The following is a 16,762-nucleotide window of genomic DNA, read 5'->3' on the forward strand; positions in this document are numbered from 1 at the left end:
ACGGACCGGAACACCACCCGGTGTTCCCACAGACGGCCGCCCGCCCCGAAAGGCAGTCGGGGCGGACGGCCCGTACCACCCTGCCAGATCCTCTGGCAACACCCCAGCTAGCTAGCTCTCGTCAGGAGACTCTCGATGCGCAGACTGCGCTCTCAGGCGGCGTTCGTAGCCGCCGCCGTGGTGGCCGGTGGCCTGGCCCTCGCCACCCCTGCGATCGCCGACCCCAACGCCGGTGCCTTCCGCCAGCTGGTCGGCGTGGGCTCGGACACCACCCAGGACGTCCTGAACGCCCTGGCCGGCGACAGCGTCAACGGCACCAGCTACTCCGCCACCGCCGTGAAGTCGACGGACGGCGCGGGCATCGCGTCCTACGACGCGATCCAGCCCGGCACCGGCTCCACCACTTCCACCATCGTCACCCGCTCCGACGGCCCGTCCTTCCTGCGCCCGAACGGCTCCGGCAACGGCCGACTCGCCCTCAGCGAGGCGCTGACCGGCGACAAGTACCCGACCAGCGCCGGTGTCTCCATCAGCGGCCAGGTCGACTTCGCCCGTTCCTCCGGCGGCCCGTCCGTCTCCGGCACCGCGCTCACCTACATCCCGATGGCGCGTGACGCGGTCGGTGTCGCGGTCAAGGGCTCGGCCCTGGACACGCTGACGGTGGACCAGCTGCACGACATCTACTCGGGCACGCTGACCGAGGTGAACGGTCAGACCGTGCACCCGCGGATCCCGCAGTCGGGTTCCGGCACCCGCAAGTTCTTCCTCGCGGCGATCGGCCTGACCGACGCGACGCTCTCCCCGAACGTCACCACCGTCCAGGAGAACCAGGCCGACGCGGCCCTGACCGAGGACGGCGCGCTCGTCCCGTTCTCCGTCGGCTCCTGGATCGCCCAGATCAACGGCGTCTCCCCCGACTACAGCAAGGCGGCGGCCGCCGCCGGCGGTCACCTGGCCTCGGTCCAGCTGCCCGGCGACACCGGCGCCACCAGCCCGCTCACCACGGTGAACGGCAAGCTGGCCCCGGTCACCGCCTACTACGAGAACTCGACCTTCGGCCGTGACGTGTACAACGTCGTGCCGAGCCGGGCGATCGACACCGCCAGCATCTTCTTCGACAAGGACCTGTACGACGTCTTCGTCACCAGCGGCAGCCACACCGCCGAGATGGCGTCGGACAACGCGGAGAAGGTCATCTCCGCTTTCGGCTTCGTCAACGAGTCCTACAACGGCTCGATCTCCGTCGCCAAGCACGCCAAGCTCGGCGGCCTGGAGGAGTCCGGTGTCGACGCCTCGGTGCCGGCCAAGCCCACCCTGAAGTCCACCGTCGGCGACGCGAGCCTGAAGCTGTCCTGGACCGCGCCGGCCGCCCCCGCGCTGCCGGTCACCGACTACCGGATCACGCTGACCGACGCGGACGGCGGTGTCGTCGCCGTCAAGGACGTCGCGGCCACCACCACGTCGTCCTCCTTCACCGGTCTCGCCACCGGCACCTACACCGCCACCGTCACCGCCAACAACCTCAACGGCACGGGCGCCGCGGCCACCTGGACCGGTGCCGTCAAGTACGCCAGCACCACCAAGGCCACCACCGCCACCACCGCCTACGGCAAGACGCCGAAGGTCGCCGTCACCGTCACCGGCTCGCACAGCGTCAAGCCGACCGGCAAGGTCACCGTCAAGGACGGCACCACGGTCCTCGGCACCGGCACCCTGGACTCGTCCGGCAAGGTCACCATCGGCCTGTCGAACCACCTGAAGGTCGCCACGCACTCGCTGTCGGTCTCCTACGCGGGCACCTCCAAGCTGAACGCGTCCTCCACGCTCGTCTCGCTGAAGATCACCAAGGCGTCGGCGTCGGTCTCCACCTCGCACCCGACCTCGGTGAGCCACACCGCCCGGGGCAAGGTCACCGTCAAGGTCACCGCCACCGGCACCACCCCGGGCGGCACCGTCCGCATCTACCAGGGCTCCAAGGTCATCGCGACCGGCACCCTGAGCGGCGGCCATGTCACCGTCACCCTGCCGAAGCTGGCCAAGGGCAAGCACACCCTGCACGCCTTCTACGTCGGTTCCTCGACCGTGAACTCGAAGACCGGCGCCAACTTCAGCATCACCTCCAAGTAACCCCCTGACGGGCCCGCCGGGAGCCTCGCGGCTCCCGGCGGCCCCGCACGCGTCTTCCGAAGGAGGCGGGCCCCGTGACCGTCGCCGTAACGACACCGAAAGCTCTGGCTGCGGCCGTGCCGCGCAGGCCCGTCCGCAGCCTCACCTTCGTCCGCCACCTCTCGCGCGGCGGACTGCTCAGCCTCGCCGCCCTGCTGCTCGGCATCACCGTGCAGCTGCTGGTGGTCAGCGGCGCCCAGCAACACTCCGCGCAGCACGCCGACTTCGACCAGCTGCGCGAGGAACTCGCCCTCGGCACCGCCCCGGTGGCCCAGACCGGCCAGGACGGCAAGCTGCTGGCACCCGGCACACCGCTCGCGCTCATCGACATCCCGAAGCTGGGTCTGAGCCAGGTCGTCCTGGAGGGCACCGACTCCTCCGTGCTGACCGACGGCCCCGGGCACCGCCGGGACACCCCGATGCCCGGCCAGGCCGGCACCAGCGTGCTGATGGGCCGGGCGGCGGCGTACGGCGGCCCGTTCGGCAGGCTCTCCGAGCTGACCAGCGGCGACACCTTCACCGTGGTCACCGGCCAGGGCAAGGCGAACTACCAGGTCATCGACGTACGACGGGCCGGCGACCCGGCACCGACCGCGCTCGCCGCCGGCAAGAGCCGCCTCGTACTGATCACGGCGACGGGCCCGAAGTTCGCCCCCTCGGGCATCCTGCGCGTCGACGCCGACCTGGTCTCCGAGGCGTTCCAGACCCCCTCGGCCGTGATCCGCGCCGGCACCCTGCCGGCCTCCGAGGAACCCCTCGCCCGCCCCTCCGGGGTGCCGTGGCCGCTGGTGATGTGGCTGCAGGCGCTGCTGCTCACCGCCGTGGCCGCCGTCTGGACCTGGCACCGCTGGGGCCGCCACCAGACGTGGATCGTCTTCGCCCCGGTCGTCGCGGTGCTCGGCCTCCAGGTCGCGACGCGGACCACCGAACTGCTGCCGAATCTGCTGTGAACCAGGTGAATGAGATGACCGAGACCGCGACGACCGAAACTGCCGCGACCGACACCGCCGTGACCGACACCGCGACGACCGACACCGCCGTACTGCCCGCCGCCGTCCCGGTGGTGGACGGCCCCGCCCCCGCCACCCTCGAAGCCCGTGCCGTCTCCGCCTGGTTCGGCTCCCACCAGGTGCTCAGCCGGGTGTCGCTGACCATGCCCGCGGGCGAGGTCACCGCGCTCATCGGGCCGTCCGGCTGCGGCAAGTCGACGTTCCTGCGCACCCTCAACCGGATGCACGAGATGATCCCCTCGGCGCAGTTCGGCGGTGAGGTGCTCTTCGAGGGCGAGGACATCTACAACCCGTCGTGGCGCCTGACCGACGCGCGCCGCAGGATCGGCATGGTCTTCCAGAAGCCGAACCCGTTCCCGGCGATGTCGATCTACGACAACGTGGTGGCCGGTCTTAAGCTGACCGGCACGAAGGTGAACCGCCGGGAGAAGGACGAGCTGGTCGAGGAGTCCCTGACCCGCGCGGGCCTGTGGAAGGAGGTCCGCGACCGGCTCCGGCAGCCGGGCGGCGCCCTCTCCGGCGGCCAGCAGCAGCGACTGTGCATCGCGCGGGCGCTGGCGGTCCGCCCCCGGGTGCTGCTGATGGACGAGCCGTGCTCGGCCCTGGACCCCACCTCCACCCGCCGTGTGGAGGAGACCATCAAGGACCTGGCCGGCCAGGTGACCATCGTGATCGTCACCCACAACATGCAGCAGGCGGCGCGTGTCTCCCAGCAGTGCGCGTTCTTCCTGGCCGAGCAGGGCACACCGGGCGGCATCGTCGAGCACGGCGCCACGGAGGCCGTCTTCAACTCCCCGCAGGACCAGCGGACGGCGGACTACGTGGCGGGCCGGTTCGGCTGAGCCGGCTCAGCAGTACGGGGGTTGGTTGGTGAGCGAGGCGGCCACCCGCATCCAGACGCCGAACTGCCGGTAGAGCGCGGGCAGTGGGCCACGGGCCTGGACGGTACGGCTGTCCGTGGCCGTGACGCCCGGGATGCCGAGGAGAACGGCGGGGACCGAGGCGGACTGCCAGCGGACGGCGAGGGTGACGTCGCCGTCCGGCGGGGCCGGCCGCTCGGGCGCGGGCGAGAGGGCCTCGGCAACGGTCTCCTCGATCGCCCGGCGGGCCTCCTCGGCCGGACGCAGCTCGGCGGCGAACCGGTCCCGGGCGTACTTCACCGGGACGGTGGCGACCGATTCGTCCCATGCCGTCATCTCGGCGCACGCCGCGTCGTCACCCGTGAGGGCCACGACGGGGACCCCGAACGCGGCGGCGGTGGCGTGCGCGAGCCCGATCTCGCCGGCCGGCCTCCCGTCCAGCCAGATGTCCTCGATCTCGTGCCCCATGAAGCTGTGGCTGAGGACACCGAGGGCGCCGGCCCTGGCGTGATAGCCGACACATATCGCGGCGTCGTGCCGGTCGGTGAGCCCCTCCAGCATGCTCATCCGCTTCGGCTTGCCGCGCACCAGGCGGGCGGCGGGGTGCAGGGCCTCGGGGAGCAGGTTCCGCATGGGACCGTGGGCGTCGTTGACGAGAACCTCCGTCGCCCCGGCGGCGACCGCGCCGCGTACGGCGGCGTTCACATCCTCTGCCATCATCGACCGGCCGCGTTCGTAGTCCCGGCCGTCGGGCTGCACATCGTCCCGGTCGACGAGCCCGGTGATGCCTTCCATGTCCACGCTGATGTAAATACGCACGTCCTGAGGTTATCCAGACCCTACGTATTGTAGGTTCCCCAACGGCCACGGCGGCTCGTCAGCTCATCGGGGGTACTCATGCAGGGCACGGACACACAGGAGGCACGGCGCAGCCTCACCCCCACGGTGGCGGTGCTGGTGGCGAGCCTGCTGATCGCCGCCGTGGGCGTGTACGAGCTGTCCGGCTTCGGCCTGCACAGCCTCGACCGGCGCCCGCACCTGTTCAGCGACGGGCTGGCGACGGGCGGAGTGATCGTCGCGGCCGTCGCGGCGGGGGCGGCGATCGGGAACCTGGCGTGGGTGCTGGTGGCCCGGTGGCGGGCCGAGCGGGAGTGTCCGTAAGCCGAGCGCCGGTTTCCCGTAAGGGCCACGCCCCCGTTTCACACCGTTTTCCGTACCGCGGCAGGCTTCTCCCCCGCCCCCCACAGTTACCCTACTGACCGTAGGGTCAGCCCCTTCGTCATCATTCCCCGTCCCCAAGGTGACCGGCCCCCATGCCCCCACAGCTGTCGACCCTGATCCCCGCGCGCGCGTCCTCCGACCGCCGCGCCGCCGCCGCGTCCGGCGGGGCCCTGCGCAGACGGGCCGCCGACGCCACCGTCTGGTACCTGCGCCTGATCGCCGTGCTGAACATAGTGGCGGTGATGTCGCTCCCGTTCCGCCAGGAGGTCGACGAACACAACAACGGCCGCATCACCCTCCACCGGCATCACGCGCACCACTCCGGCCAGTTCTTCACGCCGTACCTGGCCACGGCGGGCCTGGTCTCGGCCGCCCTGGCGATCTTCTTCGTCCTGGTGATGCGCCGCCGTAAGCGAGCGGCGTGGGTGGTCAACGTACTGCTGTCCACCCCGCTCTTCGCCCTCTACGTCCTCGCCCTCACCCAGCACGAGTACCGCGCCCACGTCTTCAACTGGGTCTCGGCCGCCCTCACCGGCCTCTTCGTGGCCGCGCTGCTGATCAGCCGCCGGGAGTTCAACGCGGTGGGCGACCCGTCGAACCCGAGGCTGGCGCTGGCGGTGGGCGTGGGCGGCGTCACCGTCACGGGCGTCCTGGGCACGCTCCTGGTCCACGCGACGAACAAGTTCCCGGGCGCCACGCTCTTCGACGAGATCGCCTACACGCTCCTGAGAGGCATCAGCGTCGGCCCGCTCGCCGACCACGTCACCGCGGTCCACGCCCCCCGCTGGACCGACATCATCATCAACGTCCTCCTCGCGGCGGCCTTCTGCCTCGTCCTGTACGCCGGCTTCCGCTCCCCGCGGGGCCGCCGCCTGCTCAGCGCGGAGGACGAGTCGAAGCTGCGGTGCCTGCTGGACAAGCACGGCGCCCGCGACTCCCTCGGCTACTTCGCCCTGCGCCGCGACAAGGCGGCGATCTTCTCGCCCACCGGCAAGGCGGCGGTCACGTACCGGGTCGTGGGCGGCGTCAGCCTGGCCTCCGGCGATCCGATCGGCGACCCGGAGGCGTGGCCCGGCGCGATCGACGCGTGGCTGACGGAGGCGCGGCAACACGCGTGGACGCCCGCGGTCATGGGCGCGAGCGAGGAGGCGGGGACCATTTACGCCCGCCATGGCCTGGACGCCCTGGAACTGGGCGACGAGGCGATCGTGGACATCGCCGACTTCACCCTCGAAGGCCGTGCGATGCGGGTGGTCCGCCAGGCCCACAACCGCGTCCGCCGAGCCGGCTACACCGTCCGCATCCGCCGTCACGAGGACATCCCGCCCGAGGAGATGTCCCTTCTGATCGACCGGGCCGACCACTGGCGCGACGGCACCACGGAACGCGGCTTCTCGATGGCCCTGGGCCGCCTCGGCGACCCGGCGGACGGCCGCTGCGTGATGCTGGAGTGCCGGGACGCCGACGACGTGCCCCGCGCCCTCCTCAGCTTCGTCCCCTGGGGCGAACAGGGCCTCTCCCTTGACCTGATGCGCCGCGACCGCGACTCCGAGAACGGCCTGATGGAGTTCATGGTCGTGGAACTCCTGCTCAGGGCCGCCGAGTTGAAGGTGGACCGGGTCTCCCTGAACTTCGCGATGTTCCGCGCGGTCTTCGAACGCGGCTCCCGCCTCGGCGCCGGCCCGGTCCTCCGCCTCTGGCACGCGATCCTGACCTTCTTCTCCCGCTGGTGGCAGATCGAGTCCCTGTACCGGGCGAACGCGAAGTACCGCCCGGTGTGGGAACCGCGCTACCTGCTGTTCGCGCGAAGCAGCGACATCCCGCAGATCGGCCTGGCGAGCGCCCGGGCGGAGGGGTTCCTCACGATTCCCTGGGGGTCATGACCAGGCGGGGGACTCGACGGGAGGGCGACTCGGACGACTTCGGCTGGTCGACCCCCACCGACCTCCCGTATGAGGGGCGGCGCGGCCGCCGGCTCCCCAGCCACGGCGATCCGGTCACGGCCGGAGAGGGCCGGGGGCTGCCACGGCGGCCTTCGAGCCATCGCGGGAGCGGAAGCGACGGGCGGTGGGCGGCCGCCGGCCCACCGCAGGTGGTTCACGCGCGCGGCGCTCCGCCCCCCGCGACCCCCCCGCCCACCGTGAAGCCGATCACCGCGCCGCCGCCCTCTCGGCGGAAGGCGAAGGGGGCTCCGCCATGGGCCATCGCGACCTCGCGGACGATGGAGAGGCCGAGGCCGGAGCCGGGGAGGGAGCGGGCGTCGGCGGCGCGGTAGAAGCGGTCGAAGATGCGGATCAGGTCGCCCTCGGCGATACCGGGGCCGCGGTCGAGGACCTCGACGCGGACCGTGCCCGGCCGGGCGGGGCCGGTGACGTTGATCTCGATGGGGGCCTTGCCGTCCCGGTCGAACTTGGCCGCGTTCTCGATGAGGTTGGAGACGGCCCGCTGGAGCATGCCGGGGCGGCCGTCGGTGGTGGTGTCGCCGCTGGCGTGGAGCAGGATCTCGCGGCCGGTACGGCGGCGGGCCAGCCCGGCGACGTCCTCCGCGATGTCGGCCAGGTCCACGCGCTGCGGCGGCTCCGAGTCGGACTGCCCGGCCGCGAGGTCGACCAGCTCGTTGACCAGGTCGGTCAGCTCGCGCGCCTCCTGGCCCAGGTCCGCGACCAGTTCGTCGCGGGTCGCGGGCGGGAGTTCGTCGATACGGCGGAGCAGGGAGATGTTCGTACGGAGGGAGGTCAGCGGGGTACGGAGTTCGTGGCCGGCGTCCTGGACCAGGCGTCGCTGGTCCTCCTCGGACTGGGCCAGCCGCCCCAGCATCCGGTCGAAGGCCCTGCCCAGGCGGCCCACCTCGTCGAGTCCCGTCACCGGGACCTGGATGCCGAGCTGCCGGGTACGGGCCACGTCCTCCGCGGCCGAGGTGAGGATCACCAGCCGCCGGGTGATCCGGCGGGCCAGCCACCAGCCGAACAGCCCCGCGGCCACGACCACCGCCGCCATCAGCGCCAGCGTCCGCTGCTGGAGATCGCGCAACAGGTCCTCCGTGTCGCTGAACTCCTGCGCCACCTGCACCGCGCCCCGGCCGTCGCCGAGCGCCACCGTGGCGATCCGGTACAGGTCGTCCCCGACCCGGACGTCCTTGTGCTGGGCGGTCGTCCCGGCGTTCTTGGCCATGGCGGCCGCCCGGTCCGCGTCGGTGACGGGCAGCACGGGGCTGCCGCGGTCGACGGTCTCGCCGTGCTCGCCGAGCACCTGGACATCGGTGCGGGGCGGCCGGACCAGGTCATGTCCCGGTCGGGAGGAGAAGAAGTCCTCCGGGACCATCCGGTGCTGCTTGACCTCGTCCTGGACGTCGGAGACGACCTGGGTGAACACCGACTGCTCGTCCACGCGGACCAGCCGGGCGGCGGCGTTGTACGACAGGATGCCGACGACGATGGTGACGGTGGCGGTGACGGCCGCGAAGGAGACGACGAACGTGGTGCGCAGGGAGACGAGCCTGGGCCGACGTCTGACCAGCACCCGCCGGAGCCGCTGGAGACGGCCCACTCAGTCCTCCCGCAGCACGTAACCCACGCCCCGGACGGTGTGGATCAGCTGCGGGGCGCCCGGCTCGTCGAGCTTGCGGCGCAGGTAGCCGACGTAGACGGCGAGGTTCTTCGAACCGGGGCCGAAGTCGTAGCCCCAGATACGGTCGTAGATCGTGGAGTGGTCGAGGACGATCCCTGCGTTGCGGGCAAGCAGCTCCAGGAGCTCGAACTCGGTGCGGGTCAGCTCCAGTTCGCGCCCGCCGCGCCAGACCCGGCGGGCCTGGAGGTCCATCCGCAGGCCGGCGGCCTCTACCTGCCGGTCGGAGATCAGGGGTTCACGGCCGGGGTCGGGGGCGGTGCCGCCCGAGCCGCCGCCGGTGGTCACCGGGGTGGTCCGCCGCAGCAGGGCCCGCAGCCGGGCGAAGACCTCTTCCACGTCGAAGGGCTTGACGACGTAGTCGTCGGCGCCGGCGTCCAGTCCCGCGATCCGGTCGGCGGTCTCGACCAGCGCGGTCAGCATCAGGATGGGGGTGCGGTCGCCCTCGGCGCGCAGGACGCGGCAGACCTGGAGGCCGTCGATGCCGGGCATCATCACGTCCAGGAGGAGGACGTCGGGCTGGTCACGGTGGGCATGCGCCAGGGCTTCCACACCGTCCGCGACCGCCGTCACCTCATATCCCTCCAGGGAGAGGGCCCGCTCCAGGGCGTGTCGGATGGCGCGGTCGTCTTCGGCGAGCAGCACAGTCTGGGGCACCCACCCAGTCTGCCAAGGCCGCCGACGGTTCGGCCGGGGTGAGCGGGCCTACGATCACCCTTTTTACCTGCCTCTCACCGTCACAGAGGCAACCGGGCGCGTCGCATTTCAGGTGCGGGGCCGGTGGGGGCTGGTCGCGCCCACGCGGCCGTAGCCGCACATCGATACGACCCCGCGCCCCCAAAAGGGTCGCTACAGCGCGGGCACACTTGCCAGGGCGCAGGCGGCACCTGCCGGCGCCGGTAAGCGAGACCCCGCCGCCCCAGCCCCACCTCAGCTCGCCGCCAGCCTCGCCAGCTGCTCCTCGAACGGCACCACCACCGGCGGAGCCTCCCGCTTCGCACCGCTCAGCCCCGCCATCAGCGCCGCGAGCTCCCCCGCCGCCCGTTCGGTCCGGTCCTCCAGGCCCTCCGCGCCCCAGTCCTCCGACGCCGCGTACACGCCCGTCGGTGCGACCACCGCCCGCAGGTACGCGAACATCGGCCGCAGCGCGTGTTCCAGCACCAGCGAGTGGCGGGCCGTACCCCCGGTCGCCGCGATCAGCACCGGCTTGCCCACCAGCGCCTCCTTGTCCAGCACGTCGAAGAACGACTTGAACAGGCCGCTGTACGAGGCCGTGAACACCGGCGTCACCGCGATCACGCCGTCCGCCTCCGTCACCGCCTCCAGCGCGGCCGCCAGCCTGCGCCCCGGGAAGCCGTTCGTGAAGTTGTGAGCGATCTCGACGGCGAGGTCGCGCAGCTCCACCACCTCGACCTCGACACCGGCGGCCTGCCGGCCCACCGCGGCCGCCAGCCGGTCGGCCAGCAGCCGCGTGGACGACGGAACGCTCAGTCCCGCCGAGACGACGACCAGCTTCATGCCCCGACCTCCTTCTTCTCCGACTCCACGGCGGCAGCGGCGAGCAGCGAGGCGTGCGTGGGCGCCTCCGGGACGTCCGCCGGACGGCCGTTCGCGAACTCCTTGCGCAGCACCGGTACGACCTCCTCGCCCAGCATGTCGATCTGCTCGAGGACCGTCTTCAGCGGCAGCCCCGCGTGGTCGAGCAGGAACAGCTGGCGCTGGTAGTCACCGGCGTACTCCCGGAAGGCCAGCGTCTTCTCGACGACCTGCTCGGGCGTGCCGACGGTCAGCGGGGTCTGGTCGGTGAAGTCCTCCAGGGAGGGCCCGTGGCCGTAGACCGGCGCGTTGTCGAAGTACGGCCGGAACTCGCGCACCGCGTCCTGCGAGTTGCGGCGCATGAACACCTGGCCGCCCAGGCCGACGATCGCCTGCTCGGGCGTGCCGTGCCCGTAGTGGGCGTACCGGGCCCGGTACAGCTCGACCATCCGCTTGGTGTGGTCGGCGGGCCAGAAGATGTTGTTGTGGAAGAAGCCGTCGCCGTAGTAGGCGGCCTGCTCGGCTATCTCCGGCGAGCGGATCGAGCCGTGCCAGACGAACGGGGCGATCCCGTCCAACGGCCTCGGTGTGGAGGTGAAGCCCTGCAGCGGGGTGCGGAACTTGCCCTCCCAGTCGACGACGTCCTCGCGCCACAGCCGGTGGAGCAGGGCGTAGTTCTCGATGGCGAGGTTGAGGCCCTGCCGGATGTCCTGGCCGAACCAGGGGTAGACCGGGCCGGTGTTGCCGCGGCCCATCATCAGGTCGACCCGGCCGTCGGCCAGGTGCTGGAGCATCGCGAAGTCCTCGGCGATCTTCACCGGGTCGTTGGTGGTGATCAGGGTGGTGGAGGTGGAGAGGATCAGCCTCTCGGTCCGCGCGGCGACGTAACCGAGCATGGTCGTCGGCGACGACGGCACGAACGGCGGGTTGTGGTGCTCACCGGTCGCGAAGACGTCGAGCCCGACCTCCTCGGCCTTCAGCGCGATCGCGACCATCGCCTTGATGCGCTCCCGCTCGCTCGGCGTCCGACCGGTCGTGGGGTCCGGCGTGACATCGCCGACCGTGAAGATCCCGAACTGCATGCTCGCTCACCCTCCAGGTTGTTTACGATTCAACTATACCCGGAGAACGAGACCCCACCCACCGGTATTCCCCACCCCCGTTCCTCACGCCTTCCAACCCGGGTCCCGCCCGGTCACCCCCAGCAGCCGCTCGAACGCCGGCGCCCCCTCCGACACCGCCACCGGCTCCCCGAACATGCCCATCGCCCGCGCGGTCGGCGCCAGCCCCGCGACCTGCCCCGCCAGTTCCGCCACCACCGCCGGGTCGGCCGACGGCTCCCGCTGCCCGGTGGCCCGCGCCAGTTCCCATCCGTGCACGATCACATCGAGCAGCGCCATCGAGCCCAGCGTCCGCGCGGGCATGTCCATCGCCCCCGCGGTACCGTCCTCCGCCCCGGGCGCGGACCAGGCCGTCACCAGCCGCTCCGCCGCCTCCGCGAACCGCTGCCGCCAGTCCGCGCCCTCCCCGACCCGATCGGGTGTCCGCGTGAAGTCCACCGACCCCTTCTCGGCCAGCTTCCGGAACTCCACGACCACGTGGAAGAGATGATTGACCAGGGCCTTCACGTCGTACTCGGCACAGGGCGTGGGCCCCGCGAGCGCCCCGTCCGGGACGCCCCGCACCACCGGCAGGGCCCCGTCCACCGCCCTCCCCAGCAGCTCACCGATGCCGTACTGCTTCGCACTGTTCGTGTTCGTCTCCATGGCGACGACCGTACGAACGCGCACCGGTGCCCCTCTTGAACAAACGCGACGCGCCGCGTCCGGACGTACGATCCGGCCATGGCCGCCGCCTCCGTCCACGACACCCGCGGGATCGTCGACCCCGCCGGACTCCTGTCCCGCGTACGGTTCCGCCGCCACCGGCCCGCCGAACCGCTGCGCCGGCACATCGAGACGTACTGGTTCATCGACTGGGACCTGCCCGAGCCGTACGTCTCCCACGTGGTCCCGCATCCGTCCGTCAACCTCACCTTCCACTGGGACGGGGCCGACAGGGACGACGCACCGCCCTACGCCGAACTGACCGGCGTCGCGCTCGGCCTCTACGCCCGCAAGCTGACCGGCCGCGGCCGGGTGTGCGGCGCGAAGTTCCGCCCGGGCGGCTTCCGGCCGTACGCCCCGGCCCACCCGGTCTCCCACTGGACGGGCCGGGCGGTCCGGGCCGACGAGGTGTTTCCACAGGCCACGGCGGCCACGGCCCGGGACATCGTCACCCCGGCCGACGACCGTGACCGGGTGGCCGCCCTGGACGCCTTCCTCCTCGCCCGCGCACCGGCGCCCGACCCCCAGGCCGACCGGGCCATGGCCCTGGCCGACCGCATCCGCTCCGACCGCACGGTCAGCCGGGTCGCCGACTTCGCCGAGAGCCAGGGCCTGTCGACCCGAGCCCTGCAACGCCTGTTCTCCTCGTACGTCGGCATCACCCCGAAGTGGGCCATCCTCCGCCACCGGATCCACGAGGCCCTGGAACGGGCGGGGAGGGAAGGAAAGGAAGGAGACGTCGACTGGGCGGCCCTGGCCGCCGAACTCGGCTACGCCGACCAGGCCCACCTGATCCGAGACTTCAAGGCGACGGTCGGCGTCCCACCGACGGCTTACGCGGCCGACCTCTGACGTTTCGGTTGTCCGGCACCAACCGCTCCGGTCCCCCCTCAAGAAGCCACCGCCAGGGGAGCAGACAGGAGCCTTCCGACATGCCACAAAGCCGGTTGTCCCGCAGCCGCAGCCGCGACCGCAGCCGACGCCGACGCCGGCAGGCGAGATCCGTCGTCCTCGCCTCCGCCGTGCTCGTGACCTGCCTCGCCGTAGTGATCGGCGTCCTGCTGGCCCGTGCCCAGTCGGCCGCACCTCCGGCCGAGCGGCCCGCCGCGGCACCACCACCCACCGCGGCCGTATCTGTCACCAGCTCCCTTCCGGCGGCGAGGAGAGCGGCTGCGAACCGCCGTGCGCGGTCCTCCGGCGCGCGAGCCCCCCAGCCGTTCCCGTCAGAAGGCGTACGGGTCCCCGGTCGCCAGCACCAGAACCCGCTGCTCGTCGTTCGTACGGCCGTGGTCCAACGCGCCCCCGCCCCACGCCACGTCGACCGCCAGCGTCACCTCCGACGGCCGCTCCCGCAGCCGTACCGGAACCACCAGCTGCTCGCCCGGCATGTCGACGGCGAGCGCCCCGGTGCCGCACACCACCTCCCGGTCGCCGGTGCGGGCGCACGCGGCGGGCAGCTGCTGCGCGTCGGCCAGCGCCGCCGACCAGCTCAGCCGCACCGTGGCGTCGGACACGGGTTCCGGCCCGAGATCGCGCGGGGTCACCCGGACCTCCACCAGATCCCCGATCATCACGGCCGACCCGTGCACCTCGAGATCGGCGTCCCCGGCCCACGCGGCACCCCCCGCCCCGACCACCAGCGCGCCCACCGCCACCGCCCCGACCACCGCAAGCCCGCAACGACGCATCGCCATGCCACCCGTCCCGTCCGTCCCGTCCGTCCCGTCCGTCTCCGGCGTTCGTACGGATGTATGCCACCCGAACCCCGCCCCAGGCGCCCTCCAACAGGTGACAGCCGGACCTCGTGGCAGGCTGCGGGCATGCTGATCCTCCGCTCCGCCGCCCTGTTCGTCGTCGCCGCCTTCTTCGAGATCGGCGGCGCCTGGCTGGTCTGGCAGGGCGTACGGGAGCACCGGGGCTGGCTCTGGATCGCCGGCGGCATCCTCTCCCTCGGCGCCTACGGCTTCGTCGCCACGTTCCAGCCGGACGCCCACTTCGGCCGCATCCTGGCGGCGTACGGCGGAATCTTCGTCGCCGGCTCGATCCTGTGGGGCGTCGTGGCCGACGGCTACCGCCCGGACCGCTGGGACCTCACGGGCGCGGCGATCTGCCTGGTGGGCATGGCGGTGATCATGTGGGCACCCAGAAACTGACGGCGCGGCCCCGAATCCTCACCCCACTTATCCTTGCCACTACAGGCCCGCACACCGAAACCCGCCGAGGAGCACATCCCCATGGCCCCCTCCCCCATCGCGGTCGTCACCGGCGCAAGCAGCGGAATCGGCGCCGCCACCGCCCGCAGGCTCGCCGAGGCCGGCTACCGCGTGGTCCTCACCGCCCGCCGAGAGGACCGCATCGAGGCGCTGGCCAAGGAGATCAACGAGGCCGGCCACCAGGCGACCGCCTACCCGCTGGACGTGACGGACCGCGCGGCGGTGGACGAGTTCGCGACCGCCTTCAAGACGGTCGCCGTCCTGGTGAACAACGCCGGCGGAGCCCTCGGCGCCGACCCGGTGGCCACCGGCGACCCGGCCGACTGGCGCACGATGTACGAGACGAACGTCATCGGCACCCTCAACATCACCCAGGCCCTGCTGCCCGGGCTGGAGGCGAGCGGCGACGGCACGGTGGTCGTCGTCTCGTCCACCGCGGGCCACGGCACCTACGAGGGCGGCGCCGGCTACGTCGCCGCCAAGCACGGCGCCCATGTCCTCGCCGAGACGCTCCGCCTGGAGATCGTCGGCAAGCCGGTCCGGGTCATCGAGATCGCCCCCGGCATGGTGAAGACGGACGAGTTCGCGCTGACCCGCTTCGGCGGCGACGAGGAGAAGGCGGCGAAGGTCTACCAGGGCGTCGCCGAGCCCCTCACCGCCGACGACGTGGCGGACACCATCACCTGGACGGTGACCCGCCCCAGCCACGTCAACATCGACCTCCTGGTGGTGCGCCCCCGCGCCCAGGCCTCCAACTCCAAGGTCCACCGGGAACTGTGATGCCCGACCGTCCGGAAGAGGACCCGGCGGCCGCCCTGGAGAGGCAACTGGAAGAACGCCGCCTGAAGCAGGAGACCAGGAACGAACGCCAGGTCTGGTACTTCCTGGCCTACTTCCTCTTCGGCATCCACGTCCTCGCGTTCGTGATGATCTACGCGGTCCGGCACGCGAAGTGAGCGACGGGTAATCCACACGGCGAACCTCGTCGACCACCCGATCGCCACCCGAACATCTGAGGACTCGCCTGTCAGCCCTTCACACAGACGAACTGCTTCAGCTTCGCCACGACCTCCACGAGGTCCCGCTGCTCGTCCATGACCTGGTCGATGTTCTTGTAGGCGCCCGGAATCTCGTCCAGTACCCCGGAGTCCTTGCGGCACTCCACACCCCGCGTCTGGTCCTCCAGATCCTTGGTCGTGAAGCGACGCTTCGCCGCGTTACGGCTCATACGCCGACCCGCGCCATGGGACGCGGAGTTGAAGGCCTTCTCGTTTCCGAGCCCCTTCACGATGTACGAGCTGGTGCCCATCGAACCCGGGATGATCCCGAACTCACCGGAGCCGGCCCGGATCGCGCCCTTTCGGGTCACGAGCAGGTCCATGCCTTCGTACCGCTCTTCCGAGACGTAGTTGTGATGACAGGAGATCTCCTGCTCGAAGGTCGGCTTCGCCTTCTTGAATTCCTTGCGGACCACGTCCTTCAGGAGTGCCATCATGAGCGCACGGTTGTACTTGGCGTACTCCTGCGCCCAGTAGAGATCATTCCTGTAGGCCGCCATCTGCGGGGTGTCCGAGACGAACACCGCCAGGTCACGGTCGACCAGCCCCTGGTTGTGCGGAAGCTTCTGGGCCACGCCGATGTGGTACTCGGCGAGTTCCTTGCCGATGTTCCGGGAACCGGAGTGCAGCATGAGCCAGACCGAATCCGACTGATCGAGACACAACTCGATCATGTGGTTGCCGCTGCCAAGCGTTCCCATCTGCTGATGCGCCCGCCCCTCACGGAACTTCACCGCTTCCGCGACCCCGTCGAACCGCCCCCAGAACTCCCCCCACCCGGCCGTCGCCAGCCCGTGGAAGTCCCCCGGCTCCACCGGATCCGCGTGCATCCCCCGCCCCACCGGAATCGCCTGCTCGATCTTCGACCGCAGCCGCGACAGATCCCCCGGCAGGTCGTTGGCCGTCAGTGACGTCCTCACCGCCGACATCCCGCAGCCGATGTCGACGCCGACCGCAGCCGGGCACACGGCCCCCTGCATGGCGATGACCGACCCGACCGTCGCACCCTTCCCGTAGTGGACGTCCGGCATGACCGCCAGGCCCTTGATCCACGGCAGGGTCGCGACATTGCGCAGCTGCTGGAGCGCCACGTCCTCGACGGCCGCCGGGTCGGTCCACATCCGGATCGGCACCTTCGCGCCCGGCATCTCCACGTACGACATGACTTCCTCATTCCCCCGTGAACGACAAAACAAAAAGGACAAAAATACTTAATTCCAGCAGAACGCAAATGCGTCACCAAGGGCA

At 71.3% G+C, this 16,762-nt stretch carries 17 protein-coding genes; 9 read left to right on the forward strand and 8 right to left on the reverse strand.

What is annotated here, in order from left to right:
• Nucleotides 1–135 precede the first annotated feature (135 nt).
• From ABTY98_RS34410 to pstB, 3 genes are all read left to right on the forward strand, one after another.
• A complete protein-coding gene (locus tag ABTY98_RS34410; protein ID WP_352225025.1) occupies nt 136–2,127 on the forward strand; it encodes an Ig-like domain repeat protein in 1,992 nt (663 codons plus the stop codon).
• Nucleotides 2,128–2,201: 74 nt separating this feature from the next.
• Nucleotides 2,202–3,116, forward strand: coding sequence for a sortase (locus tag ABTY98_RS34415; RefSeq protein ID WP_352225026.1), 915 nt, complete (start codon nt 2,202–2,204; stop codon nt 3,114–3,116).
• Nucleotides 3,117–3,130: 14 nt separating this feature from the next.
• Nucleotides 3,131–4,018, forward strand: coding sequence for a phosphate ABC transporter ATP-binding protein PstB (gene pstB / locus ABTY98_RS34420; protein ID WP_352225027.1), 888 nt, complete (start codon nt 3,131–3,133; stop codon nt 4,016–4,018).
• 6 nt (nt 4,019–4,024) lie between these two features.
• Here pstB and ABTY98_RS34425 read toward each other — a convergent pair whose 3' ends face one another.
• Nucleotides 4,025–4,855 (reverse strand): M55 family metallopeptidase, encoded by an 831-nt coding sequence (locus ABTY98_RS34425; protein WP_352225028.1) that lies wholly within the window; start codon nt 4,853–4,855, stop codon nt 4,025–4,027.
• A gap of 78 nt (nt 4,856–4,933) precedes the next feature.
• Here ABTY98_RS34425 and ABTY98_RS34430 point away from each other — a divergent pair, with 78 nt between their 5' ends.
• Entirely contained in the window at nt 4,934–5,197 is a 264-nt protein-coding gene (locus ABTY98_RS34430; protein ID WP_352225029.1) for a hypothetical protein, read from the forward strand.
• A gap of 152 nt (nt 5,198–5,349) precedes the next feature.
• On the forward strand, nt 5,350–7,140 hold the full coding sequence (locus ABTY98_RS34435) for a phosphatidylglycerol lysyltransferase domain-containing protein (protein ID WP_352225030.1): 1,791 nt from the start codon (nt 5,350–5,352) through the stop codon (nt 7,138–7,140).
• Between the two features lie 214 nt (nt 7,141–7,354).
• On the opposite strand, the gene ABTY98_RS34440 is transcribed toward ABTY98_RS34435, so the two are convergent.
• The 5 genes from ABTY98_RS34440 to ABTY98_RS34460 all read right to left on the reverse strand — a co-directional run bounded on the left by ABTY98_RS34440 (nt 7,355) and on the right by ABTY98_RS34460 (nt 12,183).
• On the reverse strand, nt 7,355–8,803 hold the full coding sequence (locus ABTY98_RS34440; protein ID WP_352225031.1) for a sensor histidine kinase: 1,449 nt from the start codon (nt 8,801–8,803) through the stop codon (nt 7,355–7,357).
• Entirely contained in the window at nt 8,804–9,538 is a 735-nt protein-coding gene (locus tag ABTY98_RS34445) for a response regulator transcription factor (protein ID WP_352225032.1), read from the reverse strand. It lies immediately after the preceding gene.
• Nucleotides 9,539–9,811: 273 nt separating this feature from the next.
• On the reverse strand, nt 9,812–10,399 hold the full coding sequence (locus ABTY98_RS34450) for an FMN reductase (protein WP_352225033.1): 588 nt from the start codon (nt 10,397–10,399) through the stop codon (nt 9,812–9,814).
• Complete coding sequence (locus ABTY98_RS34455; RefSeq protein WP_352225034.1) at nt 10,396–11,499, reverse strand: LLM class flavin-dependent oxidoreductase; 1,104 nt, start codon at nt 11,497–11,499, stop codon at nt 10,396–10,398. Before ABTY98_RS34455 ends, ABTY98_RS34450 begins: the two co-directional genes overlap by 4 nt.
• An 84-nt stretch (nt 11,500–11,583) precedes the next feature.
• The gene (locus tag ABTY98_RS34460; protein WP_352225035.1) at nt 11,584–12,183 is read right to left on the reverse strand and encodes a TIGR03086 family metal-binding protein; all 600 of its coding nucleotides are present in this window, start codon (nt 12,181–12,183) and stop codon (nt 11,584–11,586) included.
• A 78-nt stretch (nt 12,184–12,261) separates the two neighbouring features.
• Here ABTY98_RS34460 and ABTY98_RS34465 point away from each other — a divergent pair, with 78 nt between their 5' ends.
• On the forward strand, nt 12,262–13,095 hold the full coding sequence (locus ABTY98_RS34465; RefSeq protein ID WP_352225036.1) for a DUF6597 domain-containing transcriptional factor: 834 nt from the start codon (nt 12,262–12,264) through the stop codon (nt 13,093–13,095).
• Nucleotides 13,096–13,466: 371 nt separating this feature from the next.
• On the opposite strand, the gene ABTY98_RS34470 is transcribed toward ABTY98_RS34465, so the two are convergent.
• Nucleotides 13,467–13,937, reverse strand: a complete 471-nt coding sequence (locus ABTY98_RS34470; RefSeq protein ID WP_352225037.1) for a hypothetical protein — start codon at nt 13,935–13,937, stop codon at nt 13,467–13,469.
• A gap of 126 nt (nt 13,938–14,063) precedes the next feature.
• Between ABTY98_RS34470 and ABTY98_RS34475 the strand changes: the two genes are divergently transcribed.
• The 3 genes from ABTY98_RS34475 to ABTY98_RS34485 all read left to right on the forward strand — a co-directional run bounded on the left by ABTY98_RS34475 (nt 14,064) and on the right by ABTY98_RS34485 (nt 15,412).
• Entirely contained in the window at nt 14,064–14,396 is a 333-nt protein-coding gene (locus ABTY98_RS34475) for a YnfA family protein (RefSeq protein ID WP_352225038.1), read from the forward strand.
• Nucleotides 14,397–14,477: 81 nt separating this feature from the next.
• The gene (locus ABTY98_RS34480) at nt 14,478–15,236 is read left to right on the forward strand and encodes an SDR family NAD(P)-dependent oxidoreductase (protein ID WP_352225039.1); all 759 of its coding nucleotides are present in this window, start codon (nt 14,478–14,480) and stop codon (nt 15,234–15,236) included.
• Entirely contained in the window at nt 15,236–15,412 is a 177-nt protein-coding gene (locus tag ABTY98_RS34485; protein ID WP_352225040.1) for a hypothetical protein, read from the forward strand. Before ABTY98_RS34480 ends, ABTY98_RS34485 begins: the two co-directional genes overlap by 1 nt.
• Nucleotides 15,413–15,483: 71 nt before the next feature.
• Here the strand turns inward: ABTY98_RS34485 and ABTY98_RS34490 are convergent, their stop codons facing one another.
• Complete coding sequence (locus tag ABTY98_RS34490) at nt 15,484–16,677, reverse strand: RtcB family protein (RefSeq protein WP_352225041.1); 1,194 nt, start codon at nt 16,675–16,677, stop codon at nt 15,484–15,486.
• Between the last annotated feature and the right edge of the window lie 85 nt (nt 16,678–16,762).

It is taken from the genome of Streptomyces sp. NPDC096040 (genome assembly GCF_040303265.1).
Taxonomy (GTDB): domain Bacteria; phylum Actinomycetota; class Actinomycetes; order Streptomycetales; family Streptomycetaceae; genus Streptomyces.